The 17,857-nt window shown below is 58.1% G+C and carries 14 protein-coding genes; 2 read left to right on the forward strand and 12 right to left on the reverse strand.

Annotation, left to right across the window (positions count from 1 at the left end; translation table 11 throughout):
• Window positions 1-22 precede the first annotated feature (22 nt).
• From BUE38_RS08380 to BUE38_RS08390, 3 genes are all read right to left on the reverse strand, one after another.
• Window positions 23-430: a hypothetical protein gene (locus BUE38_RS08380; RefSeq protein WP_073434581.1), complete on the reverse strand. Its 408-nt coding sequence runs from the start codon at window positions 428-430 to the stop codon at window positions 23-25.
• A gap of 63 nt (window positions 431-493) precedes the next feature.
• On the reverse strand, window positions 494-685 hold the full coding sequence (locus BUE38_RS08385; protein WP_073434583.1) for a hypothetical protein: 192 nt from the start codon (window positions 683-685) through the stop codon (window positions 494-496).
• Between the two features lie 110 nt (window positions 686-795).
• Window positions 796-1,341, reverse strand: coding sequence for a hypothetical protein (locus BUE38_RS08390; RefSeq protein ID WP_143166239.1), 546 nt, complete (start codon window positions 1,339-1,341; stop codon window positions 796-798).
• A gap of 22 nt (window positions 1,342-1,363) precedes the next feature.
• Here BUE38_RS08390 and BUE38_RS23360 point away from each other — a divergent pair, with 22 nt between their 5' ends.
• Together BUE38_RS23360 and BUE38_RS08395 are read left to right on the forward strand one after the other, a co-directional pair.
• Window positions 1,364-1,489, forward strand: a complete 126-nt coding sequence (locus tag BUE38_RS23360) for a hypothetical protein (protein ID WP_255320731.1) — start codon at window positions 1,364-1,366, stop codon at window positions 1,487-1,489.
• Window positions 1,490-1,500: 11 nt separating this feature from the next.
• Window positions 1,501-2,382, forward strand: coding sequence for a tetratricopeptide repeat protein (locus tag BUE38_RS08395; RefSeq protein ID WP_143166240.1), 882 nt, complete (start codon window positions 1,501-1,503; stop codon window positions 2,380-2,382).
• An 8-nt stretch (window positions 2,383-2,390) separates the two neighbouring features.
• Here the strand turns inward: BUE38_RS08395 and BUE38_RS08400 are convergent, their stop codons facing one another.
• The 9 genes from BUE38_RS08400 to BUE38_RS08440 form a co-directional block, all read right to left on the reverse strand.
• Window positions 2,391-2,822 (reverse strand): hypothetical protein, encoded by a 432-nt coding sequence (locus tag BUE38_RS08400; RefSeq protein ID WP_073434587.1) that lies wholly within the window; start codon window positions 2,820-2,822, stop codon window positions 2,391-2,393.
• Between the two features lie 9 nt (window positions 2,823-2,831).
• Complete coding sequence (locus BUE38_RS08405; protein WP_073434589.1) at window positions 2,832-4,103, reverse strand: type II and III secretion system protein family protein; 1,272 nt, start codon at window positions 4,101-4,103, stop codon at window positions 2,832-2,834.
• Window positions 4,104-4,208: 105 nt separating this feature from the next.
• Window positions 4,209-6,383 (reverse strand): type III secretion system export apparatus subunit SctV, encoded by a 2,175-nt coding sequence (sctV, locus tag BUE38_RS08410; protein WP_073434591.1) that lies wholly within the window; start codon window positions 6,381-6,383, stop codon window positions 4,209-4,211.
• Window positions 6,380-6,712, reverse strand: coding sequence for a tetratricopeptide repeat protein (locus tag BUE38_RS08415; protein WP_200802162.1), 333 nt, complete (start codon window positions 6,710-6,712; stop codon window positions 6,380-6,382). The genes sctV and BUE38_RS08415 overlap by 4 nt, the downstream gene beginning before the upstream one ends.
• A complete protein-coding gene (locus BUE38_RS08420) occupies window positions 6,709-7,101 on the reverse strand; it encodes a hypothetical protein (protein WP_073434593.1) in 393 nt (130 codons plus the stop codon). Before BUE38_RS08420 ends, BUE38_RS08415 begins: the two co-directional genes overlap by 4 nt.
• Before the next feature lie 57 nt (window positions 7,102-7,158).
• Window positions 7,159-8,322: a SctD/MshK family protein gene (locus tag BUE38_RS08425; protein ID WP_084541823.1), complete on the reverse strand. Its 1,164-nt coding sequence runs from the start codon at window positions 8,320-8,322 to the stop codon at window positions 7,159-7,161.
• A gap of 154 nt (window positions 8,323-8,476) precedes the next feature.
• Window positions 8,477-8,668, reverse strand: a complete 192-nt coding sequence (locus tag BUE38_RS08430) for a hypothetical protein (RefSeq protein ID WP_073434597.1) — start codon at window positions 8,666-8,668, stop codon at window positions 8,477-8,479.
• Window positions 8,669-9,201: 533 nt separating this feature from the next.
• Entirely contained in the window at window positions 9,202-16,566 is a 7,365-nt protein-coding gene (locus BUE38_RS08435) for a DUF4781 domain-containing protein (protein ID WP_143166241.1), read from the reverse strand.
• 278 nt (window positions 16,567-16,844) lie between these two features.
• Window positions 16,845-17,315 (reverse strand): PepSY domain-containing protein, encoded by a 471-nt coding sequence (locus BUE38_RS08440; RefSeq protein WP_073434601.1) that lies wholly within the window; start codon window positions 17,313-17,315, stop codon window positions 16,845-16,847.
• Between the last annotated feature and the right edge of the window lie 542 nt (window positions 17,316-17,857).

Raw genomic sequence — 17,857 nt, forward strand, 5'->3', positions numbered from 1 at the left:
GGACAGGAATCAAGGCCAAGGTTCACTGCCCCCGCAATAGCGTTCGTGCCGCGCCGGAAGTCTGGGACGCACAGGACGACATCAGCTTCATCAGCGTTGCATGGTCGAACATGACCGAGAGTGAATCGAGCATGCGATCGAACTGCATGTCTCCCAGCTCCGAGGCGTTGCCCTGATTGACAGCGTCGCTGGTGACCGCTCCCTGATTGTCACGCAACTGGGCCGAGAAACTCTGGGCCTGATCGATGGGGTTTTCCAGTGCACTCAAGATGTCAGCCCCCAGCTCGGCCGGTGTCGTAGCCTGGGCGGTGGTGCCTGACTGGCTGGCAATGTGTTCGAACAGGTTCTGTGACGGAATACGCTCCATCCCTCCGCCATTGGGTGCGGCGGGGATGGCCCCTGTACTGACTTCTGTCGCTGGTATCATCATCAATACTCCTGAGTGATGAGCCGTAAGGGGCAGCGAACTGCCCCGCTCGGAAAAGGGCGCTTGTCAGCCCTCATCCTTGAGCATATCTCCGGCATAATCCATGAGTTGGGAAACGGCCAGCGAACCGACTGCCTGCCCCACGATCTGCATGGCTCGAGCATTTTCAGCGGCTTGCTCAAAGTCTTGCTGTTGCTGGTTGTTGATGGGGGCTGACGGGTCTGCCCCTGGTGCGTTGGTGACTTCTGGTGCTGCCATCTCTCGCTCTCCTCTGGGTTTACCGCTATTCATGGGTTGCTGCTATTCTCGTATTTCCAACACTCGCGGATCTTCAACTCTCGCGAATTTCCGTTGCTCATGAGTTTTCATTACTCAACGCTGCTACGTGCCACACTGCCCCGGAATACCTGGACTTCGCCACGGCCACCCGGGGCAGGGCGGCGCAAGTGTTCGACGTGACGAGACACGCTGTCGATCCAGGCTTCCATGCCCCAGGCTTGCAGGGCATTGCCGCCATCCACTAACCTGGTCTGAATGGGATCGCCGGCGCCAGCGGACTCGAGATTGGTCATCAATAAATCCGTATCGACTCGAGAAAGATCAAATGTTCGCTGGGTCAATTCCTGCCGAGTGGTGACGTGCAGTACGCCACCGTCGAAATACCATGCCAGATCATTGGCAGCGCACACCTGCTCCAGGAAGTCACGCGCACTTCCTGCCTGGATATCACCCCTGACTTCTCCCCTTACGTCGCGTGAAACCTCGGTGGGGAGTGAAAGGTTTCGTCCAAATTCACTCAGAACATCGCGCACATCCTGCTCGACAATAATGTAGTGGTACTCACGCTGCATCCAGTCATTGCTGCTGTCTACGCGCTCTTCTGTCGCCATGGTTGTGATAGGAAGCATCATCATTATCAAGCCAATGAGTGTTGGCATGAGGATGATGGAGCTATGGGCTTTCCTGGCGGAGAAAAGCCGTGGTGACCTGACGATTGCTGATGCTTTCATGGCTGTAATGGCGCTATATGAAAAGAGTGTTTTATTGTTCGGTTCTGGTTGACGGAGGCATGATTGAGTGACTCAATACCCCGGAATGCCGGGTTCAACTTCTGCCCGGCAACCATCCCTCTGACGAAGCAGAACGCCATGAACCATGGCCGGGAGTTCCTGATGTCGATGCAATACGTCATACGTCTACCCATCATCATGTCCTGTATGCTGCTGGCCGCCTGTGCGTCCTCTCAACGTGCTGAGCAATCCCGACTGCTGGCGCTGGCTGATGACATCGCGGCTCATGGTGACTACGCCACGGCGGCCAGCATGTATGAGCGAGCAGGCGAGGTGCCGGGTAGCGAAGGCGTCGATATCCAGGTTCGGCTGGCGGATGCCCGTCTCGCCGCCGGTGACTTCGAGGGTGCCTTGCGCTCATATCGGGCTGCCCTGGAAGCCGATATCGACAACGAGGAAGCCCTATTGGGCATGGGGACTGCACAGCTTCGTCTTGGCCAGGTGGAGCGTGCCGAACGGAGTCTCCGGCAGGCGGCACCCGAGATTGATACTGTCGCCGCCTGGAGCCGTCTGGGAGCCGCCCAGGCATTGATGGGCAAGGAGTCCGAGGCGGTCACCGCCTTCAGTCGTGCCGCCGAACTTTCACCCAATGACCCCGATACCAGAACCAATCTAGCGGTGGTAGAGGCCCTGGCCGGGCAGGGCAACAAGGCTGTGCCCTTGATGCGCGATGTTGCAGCTTCGCCCCTGGCCGAAGAGCGCCACTTTCGCAGCCTGATTCTGGTGCTTGTCATGTCAGGCCAGGAATCGCTGGCGGAAACCATCGAGATTCCGGATATGCCTGCCGATCTCCGGCAATCCTTGATCGGGCACGCACAGGAGATCCGTGACATCGGGATTCCCGCACAGCAGGCACGAGCCATCGGGTTGGCAATGAACAAGTAGCGCATGCGTCACATGTCTCCTGTCGTGGCATAACTGCCGATGCCGCGAGCTTCCTCGCGAAGCCGGTCCGAGCGCGCTCTGCTCTGCTCACGATCGGTGAGGCGCTCACGTGCGGCATTGGCGATCGGCTGTGCCTGAGCAGGCCCCATCTCGCGTCCGTAGAGCAGATCCTGCGGGCGCTCGACCATGTACTGCAGATTGATTTCGTTGGCACAGCCCGATGGCAGTGTCACGATGCCTTTCTGCTCGCTGAACAGGTCACAGGTGTAGGGCGTTATCGCCTGTAGTTGATCGGAGCGGCTATCCGATGCAGGAACGGCAGTGGCGCGATAGCCGCTCTGCCAGGTCATGGGTCCCAGCGCCGAATTGCATCCTCCCAGCACAACCAGCCAGGGCACCAGAATCCACAGGGCACGGGGTGAACAGTTCGTGGCCGTCATCAGTGCTCCTTACTGCAGGTAGAATCCGAAGGGATCGTTACGCACCACTTCGGGTGCCGCCTGACCATCGACGCGCATGGCGCCATTGCTGACATGTCCCTGATCGAGCGGGGTGCGCAGCGAACGTCCTGGCGCTGGTGCCACGATGTAGGGGGTAATCAGGATGACGAGCTCGGTTTCGTTACGCTGGAATGAACGCGAGCGAAACAGATTGCCGAGGATCGGCAGGTCGCCGAGGACCGGGATCTGTTCGACGTTGTTGGAAGCCTCGCGCTGAAACAGGCCGGCGATGGCAAAGGTCTGGCCGCTTCCCACCTCGACAACCGTGTCGGCTCGCCGTACCTGCAGCCCCGGCACGCTGGTGCCTCCTATCTCGACGCCATTCTCGGTCAGGGTGCTGACCTCGGGGCGAACCTCCAGCGAGATGCGACCGTTGGGCAGCAGTACCGGGGTGAACATCAGTGATACACCGAATTGCTTGTACTGAATGCCCACCAGGTCATTGCCGGCTGGTACGGGTATTGGAATCTCTCCTCCGGCCAGAAAGCTGGCGGTCTCGCCGGTGACCGCGGTGATATTGGGCTCGGCAAGAATCTGCAGCAGCCCGTTTTCCTGTAGGGCCTGGAGGAGACCGTCGACACCGTCGATACCGTCGGCAATGGTGCCGAACGAGGCGTTGGCCATGGATCCGGGGAAGATGCCCAGCGAGAAGGAGCCGTTGTTGATCAAAGCACTCCAGCTGACGCCGTACTGCAGCAGCTCTTCACGTGCCACCTCGGCAAAACGCACCCGTAGATTGATCTGGGTCGCGTCGGAGTAGGTGGCATTGTTCAGCGTTGCTCCCTCTGCAGGAGCATGCTGGTCAAGAGTGGATTGCGTGGCGATGGCGCCCTCGATGCTTTGGTTCTGGCCCTCCGCGACCAGTTGATTACCGGCCATGCGTAGTTGGATGGGGCTGCCGGCGTCGGCGTTCTGCAGCGCACGATTGGCGCCCTGATCCCCATCACTGACGTGCAGTCGCATGGATGCCTGAGTGCTTTCATCGTTGGCCAGGGCGATCAGATTGGTATCGCCATGCTGTTTGCCGAAGACATAGATCACGCCCGGGGAAACCACTTGCACATCGGCAATGTCGGGATTGGCGACGAGCACCGAGGCCACATCATTGCCGAAGCGCAGAACGCGACCCTGCCCGGTTTCCAGTTCAAGCGCCGAGGACTGGGCATGGGCCTGACCCACCATGGCCAGCAACAGCATCAATGGTGTCAGTAGACGGTTCATGGCGCTGCTCAACAGCGCTATACATGCTGTCGGGGGCTTCATGATGGTTGGGGGCTTCATGAAAGTTGCTTGCGTCACTGCTTTGCTCCATGCAAGAGGTTGTTGTTATGGATGAGCCTGCTGTTGCCTGGCGGAAGTGGTGGCTGCGCCGGTGTTACGAGCGGGTTCCGCCCCGGGCTTGACCTGAGCCAGTGCCTGCAGATTGAATTCGCTGGCCACTTCCTGCCAGGACATGACCGGTAGGTCCAGGTGATGGCGATTGACCCATTGCTGGAGGACCGGCCTGATATCGCCGGACACGATGACCACGGGAGTGATATCGGCATCGAGGTTCTCCAGATGCTGCTGGAACCAGCCATTCAGGGAACGTGACAATGTCACTGGCAGGCCGGGATTCTTGCCCGAGTTGCCCTCGCCATCGCGCAGCGCTGTACGGATGCTGTCTTCCACTTGACGGCTGACGACCCAGGCCGGCAGAACTCTGTCGGAACGCGCATAGCGATGGCATATCTGGCGGGACAGTGCGGCACGAATACGTTCCCCCAGCCGCACGACGCTCTGCTCCTGAGCGCCCCAGTTGACCATGGCTTCGAGGATGGTGCGCAGGGCGCGCAGAGGGACTCCTTCATCCACCAGACGCCGAAGCACATCGGCCATCTTCTGCAGTGACACGATGCGCACGGCTTCGCCCACCAATTCCGAGTACTGTTGCTCCATACGTGACAGCAGTGCTCGTGTTTCCTGAATTCCCATGAACTCTCCGGCATAGCGAAGCAGGACCTTTTCGAGGCAGTCGCACAGGACCTGGGGAGCCTTCCGATAGCCGATACCGGCCTCATCAAGGCGTTCCAGATCCTGTTCAGCTACCCAGTGTTCCGCATGGCGCCCGGTCAGAGGAGGGCCTTCCGTCGCTTCCACCTCGATCAATTCCAGATGCATTGGGTCGTCGTCGAGCCGTGCATGGTTGACGGGAATCTCGCCTTCCAGCACGGGAACCTCATCGAGTTCAATGGCCAGGTTGCGTTGGTGCTCCGCCTGGTTGACGCGGACCCCTACATCTGGAATCTGGATGCCCAGTTCCTCGCCGACACGCTGACGTGTGGCGTCAACGAGGCCACGCAGGGATTCCAGTGACAGGGTCTCGGCCAGTGCCGGACCCAACGCCAGCACCAGGCGTTGGTGGACGGTCTCGGATGGCAGGGAGCCTGCCTCGGAGGGGGCCGAAGGCTCAGGAGCAGCGGTAGTGGTGGATGATTGGGCGGCAGCCGGAGTCGCTGGCGAGGCTTCCTCAGAGGACCGTTGGCGCTTGCGCACCCACCAGGCGGCAAAACCAAGCCCTGCGGCCAGCACCAGGAACACCGTGGTGGCGAATCCGGGAATGAAGGCGGCGAAGAACAGGATGGTGGCTGTCAGGCCCAGAGCACGAGAATTACTGCCCAGCTGCGAGACGATTTCACTGCCCAGGTCACTGGCCTGGTCCGAGTTCACTCGGGTCACGACAGTACCTGCTGCCACGGCAATCAACAGTGCGGGTATCTGGGCAATGAGGCCGTCGCCCACGGTGAGCAGGGAGTAGGTGTTGATGGCGTCACCAAATGACATGCCTCGTTTGAGCATGCCGATCAACAGGCCGCCGATGAGGTTGACGCAGAGAATGACCAGGCCGGCAATGGCGTCGCCCTTGACGAATTTCATGGCGCCATCCATGGCACCGTAGAGCTGGCTCTCGCGTTCAAGGCGCTGGCGCTTGACGCGAGCCTCGGCCTGATCGATATCACCGTTGCGAACATCGTTGTCGATGCTCATCTGCTTGCCCGGCATACCATCGAGGATGAAGCGCGCGGCGACCTCGGCCACTCGTTCGGCGCCCTTGGTGATGACCAGGAACTGCGCCACGGTAATGATCATGAACACCACCAGGCCGATGACCACTTCGCCGGCGATCACGAAGTTGCCGAAGGCCGAGACGATCTGGCCGGCATCACCTTCCAGCAGAATCAGGCGTGTGGTGGTGATCGACAGTGCCAGTCGAAACAGGGTGGCGAGGAGAATGATTGGCGGTAGCGACGAATAGTCCACCGGGTGGGAAATGTAGAAGGCGACGATCAGGATCAGCAGGCTGAACCCGATATTGATGCCGATCAGGGTGTCGACCAGGGCCGTGGGCAGCGGAATGATCATCATCACCACCGCCAGCACGATGAACAGGGCGATTACCACGTCACTGCGCTGTGCTGCACGCAGTGCAATCGCATTGAGTCTGCTCAGCATTCCGCTCATCCCTCCTCCCGCCGCTGCAGATAGTGGCGGAAGGACGCACGAGCATCGTCGGTGCGTCCGGCGGCCAACAGCGCTCGGCTCTGCAGCAGTGCCTGAGTTGGCGTGGGTCCCTGCAGGTACTCGAGTCGGACAATGGCATCGAGAGCACGCTCGGTGTCTCCGGTGGCAATGAATGCCTGGACCAGAGTATGCAGAATGCCGGAATCCGTCGGCTGCATATGGGCTGCCAGCAGCAGTAGGATCAAGCCGCGCTTGCGCTCGCCACCCTTCACGTAGAGATGGCCCATGACATGCAGGAGCGTTGCCGCCTGGCGATCATCATCGCTCACGTTTCGCTCTCCTCGACACGCCGTGCCTCCCATTCGATGCGCATTCCTATCTCCTCATTGATCAGCTGCGTCGCGAGTTCCGCAATGTCGCCTCCGGTGTCCAGTTGGGGCAGCACGTTATCAACCACATGTTGCAGTAGTGCGATGCCTCGTTCGCCGGCATGGAGTTCCGGGTCATCCACCACAGGTGACGTCGCCTGGGTGAGTTGGGCACTCAACGAAAGTTCGCTTTCCCGTGCCGAGTCATTGAACAGCGGCGGTGGCGCGAAGGACGCCTTGCGGTCGGCATCCACGGCACCGGTCGCATCGATCTCTCTGTTCTCGGTCAGCGTTCGCGTTGAGTCCAGAGGACGGTAACCATCAACATTGCGATCAGCAGTGACTTTCATGGCAGAGCTCTTGTCGCGTCGCTGGATCTGGCGCCATCAACAGGCCTGGCACCAGGGCTATAGGGTCAGGGACATCTCGTCAGCGCCGCGGCGCAGGGTCAGTCCATCGGCGGCAATCTCCGCCAGTACCCAGCCTTCCGACAGGGCCGCTCCGGGATACAGACGTTCGCCGGTGGCGTTGATGACATAAGGGTTGTCGCCCAGCCATACGGCCTGAAAACGGAACGCCGGCCGGTTCGGTTCTACGCTGGGAGTGGCATTACTGATCAGTACCTGGTGGCTGCCATAGCGCTGGTCGAACCAACGCTGCACGGTTTGCCAATCGCTGTGCTGCTGAGCGCCAAAATTTCCGGATACCACAAGGTGATTACCTGCATCCTCCACCTGCAGGCCTTCGAGCCCTGCCTGGCGCAATTGGGCCCGTAGCGCCTCGGAGGGGGAGGCGCTCAATTCGGCCAGCATCAGGGCCGCCTCGGCTGCCTGAGGATGCAGGATGGCCGTGGAGTGAAGGGCGCTGGCTGTAATGCTGGCACCGGCCTTGTCACTGTTGCCGAGTTGGTAGAGCCCGATGATGCCGAGGGTGACGATTCCCAGGCTGGTCATCACGGAGCCTCGCTTCAGGCCCAGTGGTTTTTGTTGGCGGCGGAGAGACAGTCGCTGAATACGTTCCCGCCAGGCATTGGGTAACGGTATTCTGGAAAGGCCACGACGGATCGCATGGCGAGTGGCAGCCAGTGGTCGCTGCAAAGGCGCTGTAGCTCGCTGCAGCATGCTGCCTGTTTTCTGTGCGACAACCGGGAGCTGTTGACCCAGTCGTTCACGGAGCGGCTGTAGACGTTCCCGGGCATGGCGAATGATTGGAGGAAGTGAGACCTCCGGCTGTGCCAGTTGCAGTCGTGCGCCACCAATCTCGAAGGTCACCGGCAGCGTAGTCCGCCAGCCCGTGCCCTGGGTCAGCACCTTGCTGCCGACGCGTACATCTCCACCGTTTGCCTCGATGGCCACCATACGTGCATGGAAACGCAGGGTGACATGCTCATCGGCGATGCCGGGATCACTGAGCATGACATCCACATCAGAGGATGCCCCAAGGCGACAGATTGACTGCTCGACCGGAATGGTGACGCCTCGATGGAGCCCTTCCGTGACTTCCAGTGTCGAATACAGATCCGTCACTGGCGCAAACAACGAATGTATTGATGTCAAGAATGTAGAAGCCATGGCATACACCTAACCAACGTACCCCTCACCGGCTGCCGTCGAACTTGACGACAGCCGGTAAGGGGAAACGGAGCCCGAAGTGAGGATCAGGAAGGCTGCCGAACTGGGCTGTCGACCGAGACAGAATCCGGCTACCCACCTGACGTTCAGGCAATCAGTTGTTGGGACGTGATGAGCGAGCGGTATCGACTTCAGTATTACCTTCGGTCTTGGCCTTGCTCACTTCCATGGACTTCTGAGCGGCCTCTTCGAAGACCTGCTTCAACTGGTTGACGTCGATACCACCGCCTGAACCGCCGGCGCCTTCAACCTGATTCAGCTTGTGCTTCAAGAAAAACATCGTCATTGCTGCTATCCCCTGTTGAATGGACTTGCTGAACGATAGAAACCTGAGCCACTAAGGACGATCCTTGATATCGCCGAGCGGCATCAGGTTGGAAGTTACTGCGTTTCTCGAAAACCAAAGGTGCTTGCTGCTGCACACGTTCAAGGTAGAAGGAAATACAAATGCCGCTAGATGGATTTGGGTAAGTTTTTGAGAGATTTTTAATCAATATGTTAAATGATTGATATAAAAGAAAATGATTGTCTCATGGCAATTTTCTGGTGCATTTTACTTGATGCTTTTTGGAGACACTTGTCATCGATTTGCAAGGACAAATGTACGATAAATCACATCGTATCCTTTGCCCGGTTATTGGCAGGATAGCCTTGCATCACGCTTCCACATTGAAAAGAAAATGTAGCGTGGGAGATGGCGTGGAGGGGGGGGGGAATAAGCCCCGGGCCCATGCCTGATTTTCAGCAGTGAGCCCGGGGGTAGAATTTACGAGTGTTCTGGAGAAGTGGCGTGCTGCCGTTGACGCTTCACGACAGCAGTCAAGCCGATTTTCTGGGGAGATAAATACGGTCTCCGGCACGCAGTGATGTGGGGTCGGTAATGTGCTCCATATTCCTGGCTACGACGCTCGCCACATCATGATGGCCATGACCGAGAATGATACTGCCCAGTGTCTGGCCATCCTGAACTTCGACACTGTAATAATCCTGATGATTCTCGAGATCTGGGTTGATGCGATGGCCCTGGTCTGCGATATATTCCAGCGGACGATTCTGAGGCAAAGGCATCAGGTCGAGAAGGTGATAGTCTTCGCCCTCTTGCCCATCTGGTAGGGCTGCTGGTTGGTTGTCAGGCGGTTGAGCGCCACTTTCTGTGGCGACAGGGTCGTTGTCGAGATCGGCGATCAACCACTCCCATTCTGGCAACATCTCCTTTTCATTCAGCCATTCTCTCAAGTCCAGCACGCCTGGTAGAAGCATGCCGGCTGCCAGTGTCCATCCAACACCTTGCCAGAGACGGTTGGCGTCGACTTGCCTGGCTTGTTCGCTCATCGGCAGGAACAAGGGGTTATGACGTGCGTTAACGTCATGCCAGTTGAGGCGTGCGCCCAGTGATATGAAGTAAGCCTGTAAGGCGGTGCCTCCACCAAGCACACTGGCGGCGAAAAGGTTTCCTTCGGCTAACTGCATGCCGGCAGCAGTTCCTGTCAAGGCTGCCATGGGGATTGTGGTAGCAGCGAAGATGCTGCGCATTGGCCAGTTTTTCTTGCTGGGATCAGCACCGTTCTTCCATGCCTGCACCATGGAAATAGCGTCGTCGCGCAAGCCCTTGATGCCGTAGTAGGACAGGCCGACCTGGAACGGTACCGCGGCCATATTGATGCTGCCTGCCAGCCAATTACCCTCGGAGAAGGCTGTTGCAGCGCTGTTCAGCGTGAGGGCTGCCCAAGGCGGCGTCATGATGCCGTAGAGGTAGGAGCCGAGGAAAGTGCTGGTCTTGGTCAGCTTTTCCGTCATTCGTAGCGAATTGAGATCGACTCGAGCCAGGCCTGTTCCCACCTTGACGGCGGCACTACCGGCAAGAGCAACATTGGCAGCAAGAAAACCCGCCAGCCCAAGATTGCCCACTAGATCAAGAGGAGCGAGGCTGAACAGTTCTCCATTGTTCGCTTGATGTTGCAGGTATTGCCAGGATACGACGTCGTTGATCAGGTGTGTCGTCAAGATCGAGCTATTGAAGATGATCCCTTTCAGAGTCTGTGGGTCCAGAGGGTTGACGCCCTTGATGTCATCAACCGTTTTGCCCGTTATGTCGGCGAGCTGCTCGTAGTAGTTGTTGACCTCCTGCTTGATCGCGGTGTTCCTGGCATCAGCTGTCCAGCCACGTTGTTCGCTTGCCTGAGTGACCGGTAGGCTGTCGATTAGTTGATAGCGTCCCCATAACCCCTCGATCAACCCGGATATTTGTCCAATGTGTTCGTTGCTCAGGTTCAGCGGTCTACGTGAGGCAATGATGCGGCTCGCCTCCCAGTTGAGCAGTTCTGCGCTCAATTCACCGCTTTCCATCAACTTGCCGTTGGCCTGGTGCTTACCATCAGAGCGTGCTTTCAGGGCATTGAGTACACCGCGGGCGATGAACCCTGAGCCGTTGAAGATAAGCGCGGGAGACTCAGGAGACATCGCACGATTGAAGACATTGCCTGTCCAGGCGTGAGCGCTGTTGACCCCATACAGAGAACCGCCCACTCCCAATGCAGCAAGGAGTCTTGCTATCCGACGACGGGTGTCTGAGGGTGTGCTGTCTGCGGGCTTGGGAGCCACTGTTTGCGCAGGTGCTTCTGGGTCCGCAGCCAACGACACGCGGATCTGTTCGCCTTCCGGTAGTTGGGTGGCAGCTTCGGGAGACAATGCCTGCTCCAGTACGCTACGAGGCATCAGCACCGTGTCAGGAATCGCCCCGGTATTGCCATTGCGATCGTAGGGCGAGGAAGTGACCTTGCGATTGGATTGACCAATAACAGCCCCGTCAATTGTTACCCCTTGTAGGTGAACCACCGTTCCCTGGCCATCCTGGCGTAGTGAAATTTCTCCATTGGCGATGCTTGAGTTCGGCTCTGAGATGGTTTGCGTACCCTCAGACACAGAGGTTTCTTCATTGCTTGCTGGCGCTGAGGTTTCTTCATGAGCCGGGTGCACCGTTGATGTTGGCTGGCTAGCTTCACCGGCGTGGGACGGAGTCGTTGTCTGGTTGGTGGCTAATGTCCACTGCCCATTATCATGAAGAGCAAAGGGCAGGCCGTTACCCTGTACCTGTGCCCGGAAATCGCTCACTCGATCTGTACTGAGCACGATGAAATGGGTATCAGCGCCGACATTGAGAGAACGCGGCGTGGCATCACCAGAGGTATTGGCGATGTGTAGCTGCTGTCGCCCATTGTTGCCTGAGTCCAGAGAAAGACGCACGCTGTCTTCCGGCCGAGTCGATGGCCATACGATACGCCCGTCATCGTTGATGCGACCGCTCTTGGGTACAGTGCCTTCACCGATGACTTGGCTTCCGTTCTCGAGGCCTGGGTTGGAAGAACGAACGATATGCACGAACAGTCCCGGGGGTAGGCTGCCATCCTGTGAGGCCTGGTTGAGGGCATCCAGATCACCGAGGCGATAGAGCTGCGCCATCCCATCGGGAGGAGATGTCGTTTGGTGTGGTGTGTTGCTATGAGGCGTTGGCGTGTTTTCGCCGGATGACGTGCCTTCCAGGGGGGTGGGATCAATGCCGGAGTTGCTGGTGTTTGTATCAGCACCATGGCTGCGGCTGGGACGCGTCGTCCACAGGCCATGGGCACCCAGTCCGGTACCGGCAAAACCTGTGGTCAGACCAACGATGGCATCGGTTAACTGCAATCCGGACATCTGGTCGCCATTCTTGTACAGGCTGTAGGCCGAGTAGCCCATGAGTGGCACACCGGTGGCGATGGCGGCCCAGTCGAATCCTCGTGCAAATCGATTCAGGGTTTCCCCGCTGCTCATGTAGATATGCGCTGCCTTGGCCACATCCGAGCCTGGCTTGACGCCGCCAATGCTGGCCATGAAGGCTTGCCCTTTGGTCATGGTGACGCCAGTTGTGCCAGCCACATCGAAAGTGCGCCCCGCCATGCCAACGGTACGTAGACCACTGGAGAAGATCGGGAAGGCCGTGGTGGCGATGGAGAGATAGTTGAGCCCCGACTCCAGGTCGTTCCAGTCGCCGCCATGATTGACATGATCAATCTGGTTCAGGAGAGCTCTCCCTCCCAGGTAGGCGCCGCCAGCGTAAGCCAGTGGTGCCGCGAATGGGGTGGCGGGAGGGAAAAAGGACGCGATAGTAGCAATACCGGTGCCGATACCCACCAGCGGGTCAACGACGCTGTCCCAGGCCGAGGTGGCATGCGCATCGACGACCTCCAGGTCGAACTTGCCATCTTCGGAGGACATGTCGAAGTCACGGGGCGCAACCAGTTTTCCGTCATCGCTGAACATCTGGTTGTTGTCGCGGAAGTCCTCGATATCGGAATAGTGCTTGCCGCTCATGTCGACATAGCGGACTTCACCATCATCTCCCTGAACGGCAATCAAATTGACCTGGCTGACACCATTGGCTTCATCGACATGAAACATCGGCACGATATTGATTTGGGGGGCGTCGCCGCCGATGTCATGTATCGATTCCAGTACCTCGTCCAGCGCTTCGCTGCGTTCATCAGTGTTCCGGTTCAGTCCGAATCTTTCATCGAGCATCGGCTCCAGTTCATCGTTCTTGTAGGTCGTGAACTCGTTGTCATACCCCTGGTCGGCCAGTTGTTGGAACCTGGGCTGATAGAGATCATCCAGGGCCTGTTCTCTGTCGTCTTCCAAGGCGCCGTATTCCTGCCGGGCATGAAAATCCATGTCAGATTCGCCCATGCGCTGAGCAGGCTGCTCAGCCATCAGGGACGAACGCTCTGAGGCTTGCGTCAGCTCCTGACGTATATTGCCGAGGGCCTTATGGTCGTCATTGGCCGCCGCCAGGGCAATGGTGGTAATGGCGATATCAGGGTGCACCCAACGAGTCTCGCCATCTATCTCGATTCCCACCGGTTGGTCGCTGGCGTTCAAGGCGGCCAGCAGCCCTTCATCATCAAAGGTATCCTCGACCTCTTGGGTCACCAGTATCGGCAGATCATCTGTACCGATGTCCCGGGGTTCGCTGCCATCGGGAAAAGCATCTTCCGGGGCTTCAGTGGTGCCCTGGCCATGCTCGTCGAACAATTCACCCAGTTCGGTTTCGAGATCGGAGATGTTGTCGGCCATGTCTTGCTGGCGAATGCCGTAGTCCTGTTCCAGGGCGTTGGTCAGATCTGCATGGGCATTCGATACTTGTTCGTGCGCGCCTTGACGTTCGTCCAGGTGTTCAAGCCAGTTCGCGGTGACTTCCGGATCGCGGTTTTCTTCCCAGAACTCGCTCATCTCTTCAGGGGCGAGTTGCTCTTCTGTGGTGCCGTGCTCGAAATGGGTCGTGACCCAAAGGCCATCTTCACGCTCTTCGATGACTTGCTCGCCGGTCGCTTCGCCCAGGTAGTCACCGCCGACAGTGCGAAATTCCTTGCCTTCCTCGTTCAACCCTTTCTCTTCATTGAAGGCTTCGAGCAGATCATCACGAATGTCGTAGGCGTCGGATGTTAGTTGTGCCTGATCGCTCCGGGCATGATGGAAGTCTGAATAGGCCCGGGCGACATCGACCTGATTGCTGCTGTCTTCCTGTTGTTGCTGGGCTTCCTCTAAGGCAGCCGTGAGTTCATCGTGTTGCTTGCTGCCAGGCTCGGCTTCGGCCAGCTGCTGTTCATGAAAACCGACGCTGTAGTCGGACATGAAATTGTTGCCCTTGGCGAAATGCAGCCCCATGTCGTAGAACAGCGAGTCGACGTTGGTCAGGGCGGCATTACGATCGCTCTGCTCACGCTCGTACTGGTCCTGCATGAGTTTGAGGTCGTCCGGGGTATCATCCGCGGTGCAGACACCCTGAGCCGTGATGTCAGGCACGTTTTTACTGGCGGAAGTGGCTCTGTCCAGCAGGTCTTGGGCATCGGCGAATTCGGTGCTGGCACCCCGGGCCTGTTCGACCATGGCCTCGGCATCATCCAGATGTTCCTCGGCATCAGCCAGGCTACCGGAAGGCTCCTCGGGAGATACCCATACCAAGCCATGGGGTGCCAGGGCTTCATCAAGAATCTGCTGGGCGCGGTCAAGGGCACCGTCGTAGTCACTGTCCAGGGCGTAGACGTCCAACTGAGCCTGACTGGCCTTGAACTCGGAACTGGCTTCAAGCTGTTCGGAAACCAGTTCGTTCAGTTCCAGTGTGGCTCTGGCGACAGCCGAGTCCATCCACACGCCATTCATCGGCACCCAGGTGCCGCCTGAGGGAGGTTCCTCCGTCGGCGGATCACCGTAGGGGTCTTCCGTCGTGACGTTGTTTTCAGGTTTTACCCCAGTGCTGCCATCCCCGTACTCTTGCTGATAAACCTCTATCGCCTGATTCAGTTCTTCCGTCTTGTCATCGACGGACGGTTGCAGATCCTCAATGCGTTCTCCTGCCATCATGCCTTCGATGGCGGTCTGAACGACTTCGGCAGCTCGCGCTTCAGAGGTGTCCTCGCTGTCGGGGTTGATCTCCATCAGGGTGTCGGCCAGTGAGGCTTCGGGAGTACCTTCCTCAATAGTGATTTCAGTGCCGTCTTCATTCCGCTGTAGGGTCAGGTTGCCATCGGGGTGGGTGGTCAGCGTATAGCCATTGTCAGTGATGGAGGTGGTAGTGTTGCCATCGGCGTCCACGTCGGTCGTGGTTTCGCGTCCATCCTTACGAGTGACGGTTTCGTAGCTACGGCCATCGTTGTACTCAGTGGTGCGGGTTTCGGTACCGTTGCTGTCGACGTGCAGGGATGTTTCTGGTGTCGTACCGGCTGCTGAGGTGTGTCTTGCTATGACCTGCTGGGGATCATCGGCGCTGACGATCTCGGTGGTATAACGCTCCAGACCATTGGTCTGCTGCCCGCTGCTGGATTCGACAACATAACCGGCAGCCCGCAATTGAGCCTCCACCTGCTCTGGATCCAGTCCCTGGGCGTCGGCTATCTCCTCGATGCTCTTGCCGTTGGCCACGGCGGTAACGATGTCATCAATGCCTTCGCGGGTGATGTTCTGGCTGTCGTTCAGCGCCGTACGGTTGTTATCTTCATCGATGATTGTCGTTGTGGTCTGGCCGTCATCACCGGTGACTTCCTCTACCGTTACGCCATTCTGCTCGTAGGTGACCGTGGTGGTCTTGTTGCCATCGGCATCCTCGGTGGTGACTGTTTCGCGGCCATCCGGCTCGGTGACGGTTTCAGTAAAACTGCCATCTTCGTTTTCGACACGATGAATGTGATTGCCATTGATGTCGTTCACTACTGAAGTGGTAGTGCCGGAAGGATTGACCTCGTAGCTGACGATCTCATCGCCACCGTCTTCAGCAGTAATGCGCGTCGTCGAGGTAATAGCGGGGCCTTCCCCCTCGGGCCCCGATTCGTATTCGTAGCCGGCGGCCTCGACCTGGGCAATCACCTGCTCGGGGGACAGTCCCTGGGCTTCGGCAATTTCCTCGATGCTTTGCCCATCAGCAATGCCATCAACGATGTCGTTGATGCCCTCGCGGGTGGTCTGCTGGTCGGCCTCCAGTTCGGTGCGCTGTCCGTTTTCATCAGTGACGGTGGTCGTTGTTTCACCATCGGCATTGGTGAACTCTTCCACTTCCACGCCATCCTGTTGCTCGGTAATGCTGTATTCGGCAACGGCATCACCTGTCTCGGAGTCGGTGATTGTGGTGTCTTGATGGCCTTCATCGGAGGTCGCGGTCTCGACCTCCATGCCATCGGTCTCCAGTTGAGCAATCACATCCTCGCGACTGACGTCATATTCGGCAGCGACCTGATCAATGGTTTTGCCGCCAGCAATGTCCGAAGCGATTGATTCGGCCTCTTCAGCGCTGAGACTCACGTCTGCCGTGCCGTTATCGACAGGAATCACTAACGGTGTTTCCGGTGTGTCGGCATTGAGGAGTGGGTTGCTCGTCGGAAGTGGGTCTTCGTCCAGACTTGGCAGACTGGTCTGATTCAGATACTCCGGTGAATACACTCCCAGACCCTGGCCCTCCAATGGAGGTTGAGGTTGGAATACCGGTGTAGTGTCGAGCGGCGGTGGCGGTGGCGGAAGATAGAAGGTGGGAGCCACCTGCAGCGGTGCCGGAGAAGAAAACGGCGTGGCCTGAACCCTGCTGAATGCGGAGACAGAGCTGAAGAGGTCCGCTGAATCGGGTTGCAGCAGCTGACGGATATTACGAACCAGACTAATCAAGACAATCTCCTCCTCGCGTGAGGGAGGTTGATGACAACCGGCATTGGCCAAATAGAATCACCTCCCTCCGGTTGGAGGGACCTTGACTCAATCTAGTCACACTTATGCAACATAATGTAAATATTGGTTTTGAATTGTCGGCTGGCGAGGTTCGTGGGGTTAATGGGTACTTACTTTTCGGAAGGGGGAAGGGCGTACCAGGCCGATACGCGAATGCCGCCCGGAAGGCGGCATTCGTTCTCGACAGAGGTGGCAGGTTGATGCCACCGAGAGTGGAGTCAGTCGTCGTGCTGGACGTTGAGGACTTCGAAATTTTCCCGGTTCATGCGCAGCTCAAGCTCCTGGAACTGGGTGTCGTAACCTTCGATCTCGATACTGCCCATGCGGTCGACATCCAGTCCGGCGACGTGCTCTACGCCAGCTTCCTTCGCGGCATCGAGTGCCTTGGTGACATCGTCACCGCTCAGGCTCCAGTCAGGAATCTCGCTCTGGCGCTGCTGCTCGCGCAGTACACTGCCATCTGCCATGGAGAAGTCGACGTCGAGGCGTGAGCCATCAGCATTCCAGCCTTCGACCTCGAATTCATCTCCGTCATCGACACTGAACTCGTCGAAGCTGGAGAAGCCATATTCCTGTGCCTTCTGCAGCATCTCGTCGATTTCTGCACGGCTGGCACCGCCATCGGCCATGGCCGCCATGGCACTGGTCAGAGTCAGGGTTGCGAGGCCAAGAGTCAGAGTCTTTTTCATGGTATGCCTTCCTTTCATTCAGTTGAGAGTCACGCCATGTCCAGAGAGCTTCGAAATTCTGTGTCTGCCTGGCGAGTAACGACAGTCTGGCAGGTTGTAGCTGACATGAAGCTGACAGGGGTGTTCATGGTTGATTCATGTCTACGAGCTACGAGCTACGAGCTACGAGCTACGAGCTACGAGCTACGAGCAGCTCGAGCTATAAGCTGTAAGTTTTAAGCTGTAAGTGGCTTCAGCCGCGAGCTTCGAGCTACGAGCACGCTACGCTCGAGCAGGTAAACCCAGCCACGAGCTTCGAGCTACGAGCACGCTACGCTCGAGCTGAACCCCGAACCCCGAACCCCGAACCCCGAACCCCGAACCCCGAACCCCGAACCCCGAACCCCGAAGAAAGGCACGTAACTGACAGGTTGGCACTGGACAGCTCGCTACTCGTAGCTCGTAGCTCGGTGCTTACGGCTTACTGGTGCTATGCCCCCGATTTTGTGGACACCTCACTTTCCATCATGAGGTGAGGTGTCATGCTTCTACGTACACGTCGG

The sequence above is a fragment of the Halomonas cupida genome, assembly GCF_900142755.1.
In the GTDB taxonomy this organism is placed as follows: domain Bacteria; phylum Pseudomonadota; class Gammaproteobacteria; order Pseudomonadales; family Halomonadaceae; genus Halomonas; species Halomonas cupida.

What these genes read in the sequence shown, in the direction of transcription:
- BUE38_RS08385 (WP_073434583.1), bottom strand. Translation starts at nt 685, where the DNA reads ATGGCAGCACCAGAAGTCACCAACGCACCAGGGGCAGACCCGTCAGCC.
- BUE38_RS08400 (WP_073434587.1), bottom strand. Translation starts at nt 2,822, where the DNA reads ATGACGGCCACGAACTGTTCACCCCGTGCCCTGTGGATTCTGGTGCCC.
- BUE38_RS08390 (WP_143166239.1), bottom strand. Translation starts at nt 1,341, where the DNA reads ATGATGATGCTTCCTATCACAACCATGGCGACAGAAGAGCGCGTAGAC.
- BUE38_RS23360 (WP_255320731.1), top strand. Translation starts at nt 1,364, where the DNA reads ATGAGGATGATGGAGCTATGGGCTTTCCTGGCGGAGAAAAGCCGTGGT.
- BUE38_RS08420 (WP_073434593.1), bottom strand. Translation starts at nt 7,101, where the DNA reads ATGAAAGTCACTGCTGATCGCAATGTTGATGGTTACCGTCCTCTGGAC.
- BUE38_RS08430 (WP_073434597.1), bottom strand. Translation starts at nt 8,668, where the DNA reads ATGACGATGTTTTTCTTGAAGCACAAGCTGAATCAGGTTGAAGGCGCC.
- BUE38_RS08425 (WP_084541823.1), bottom strand. Translation starts at nt 8,322, where the DNA reads ATGGCTTCTACATTCTTGACATCAATACATTCGTTGTTTGCGCCAGTG.
- sctV (WP_073434591.1), bottom strand. Translation starts at nt 6,383, where the DNA reads ATGAGCGGAATGCTGAGCAGACTCAATGCGATTGCACTGCGTGCAGCA.
- BUE38_RS08440 (WP_073434601.1), bottom strand. Translation starts at nt 17,315, where the DNA reads ATGAAAAAGACTCTGACTCTTGGCCTCGCAACCCTGACTCTGACCAGT.
- BUE38_RS08405 (WP_073434589.1), bottom strand. Translation starts at nt 4,103, where the DNA reads ATGAACCGTCTACTGACACCATTGATGCTGTTGCTGGCCATGGTGGGT.
- BUE38_RS08380 (WP_073434581.1), bottom strand. Translation starts at nt 430, where the DNA reads ATGATGATACCAGCGACAGAAGTCAGTACAGGGGCCATCCCCGCCGCA.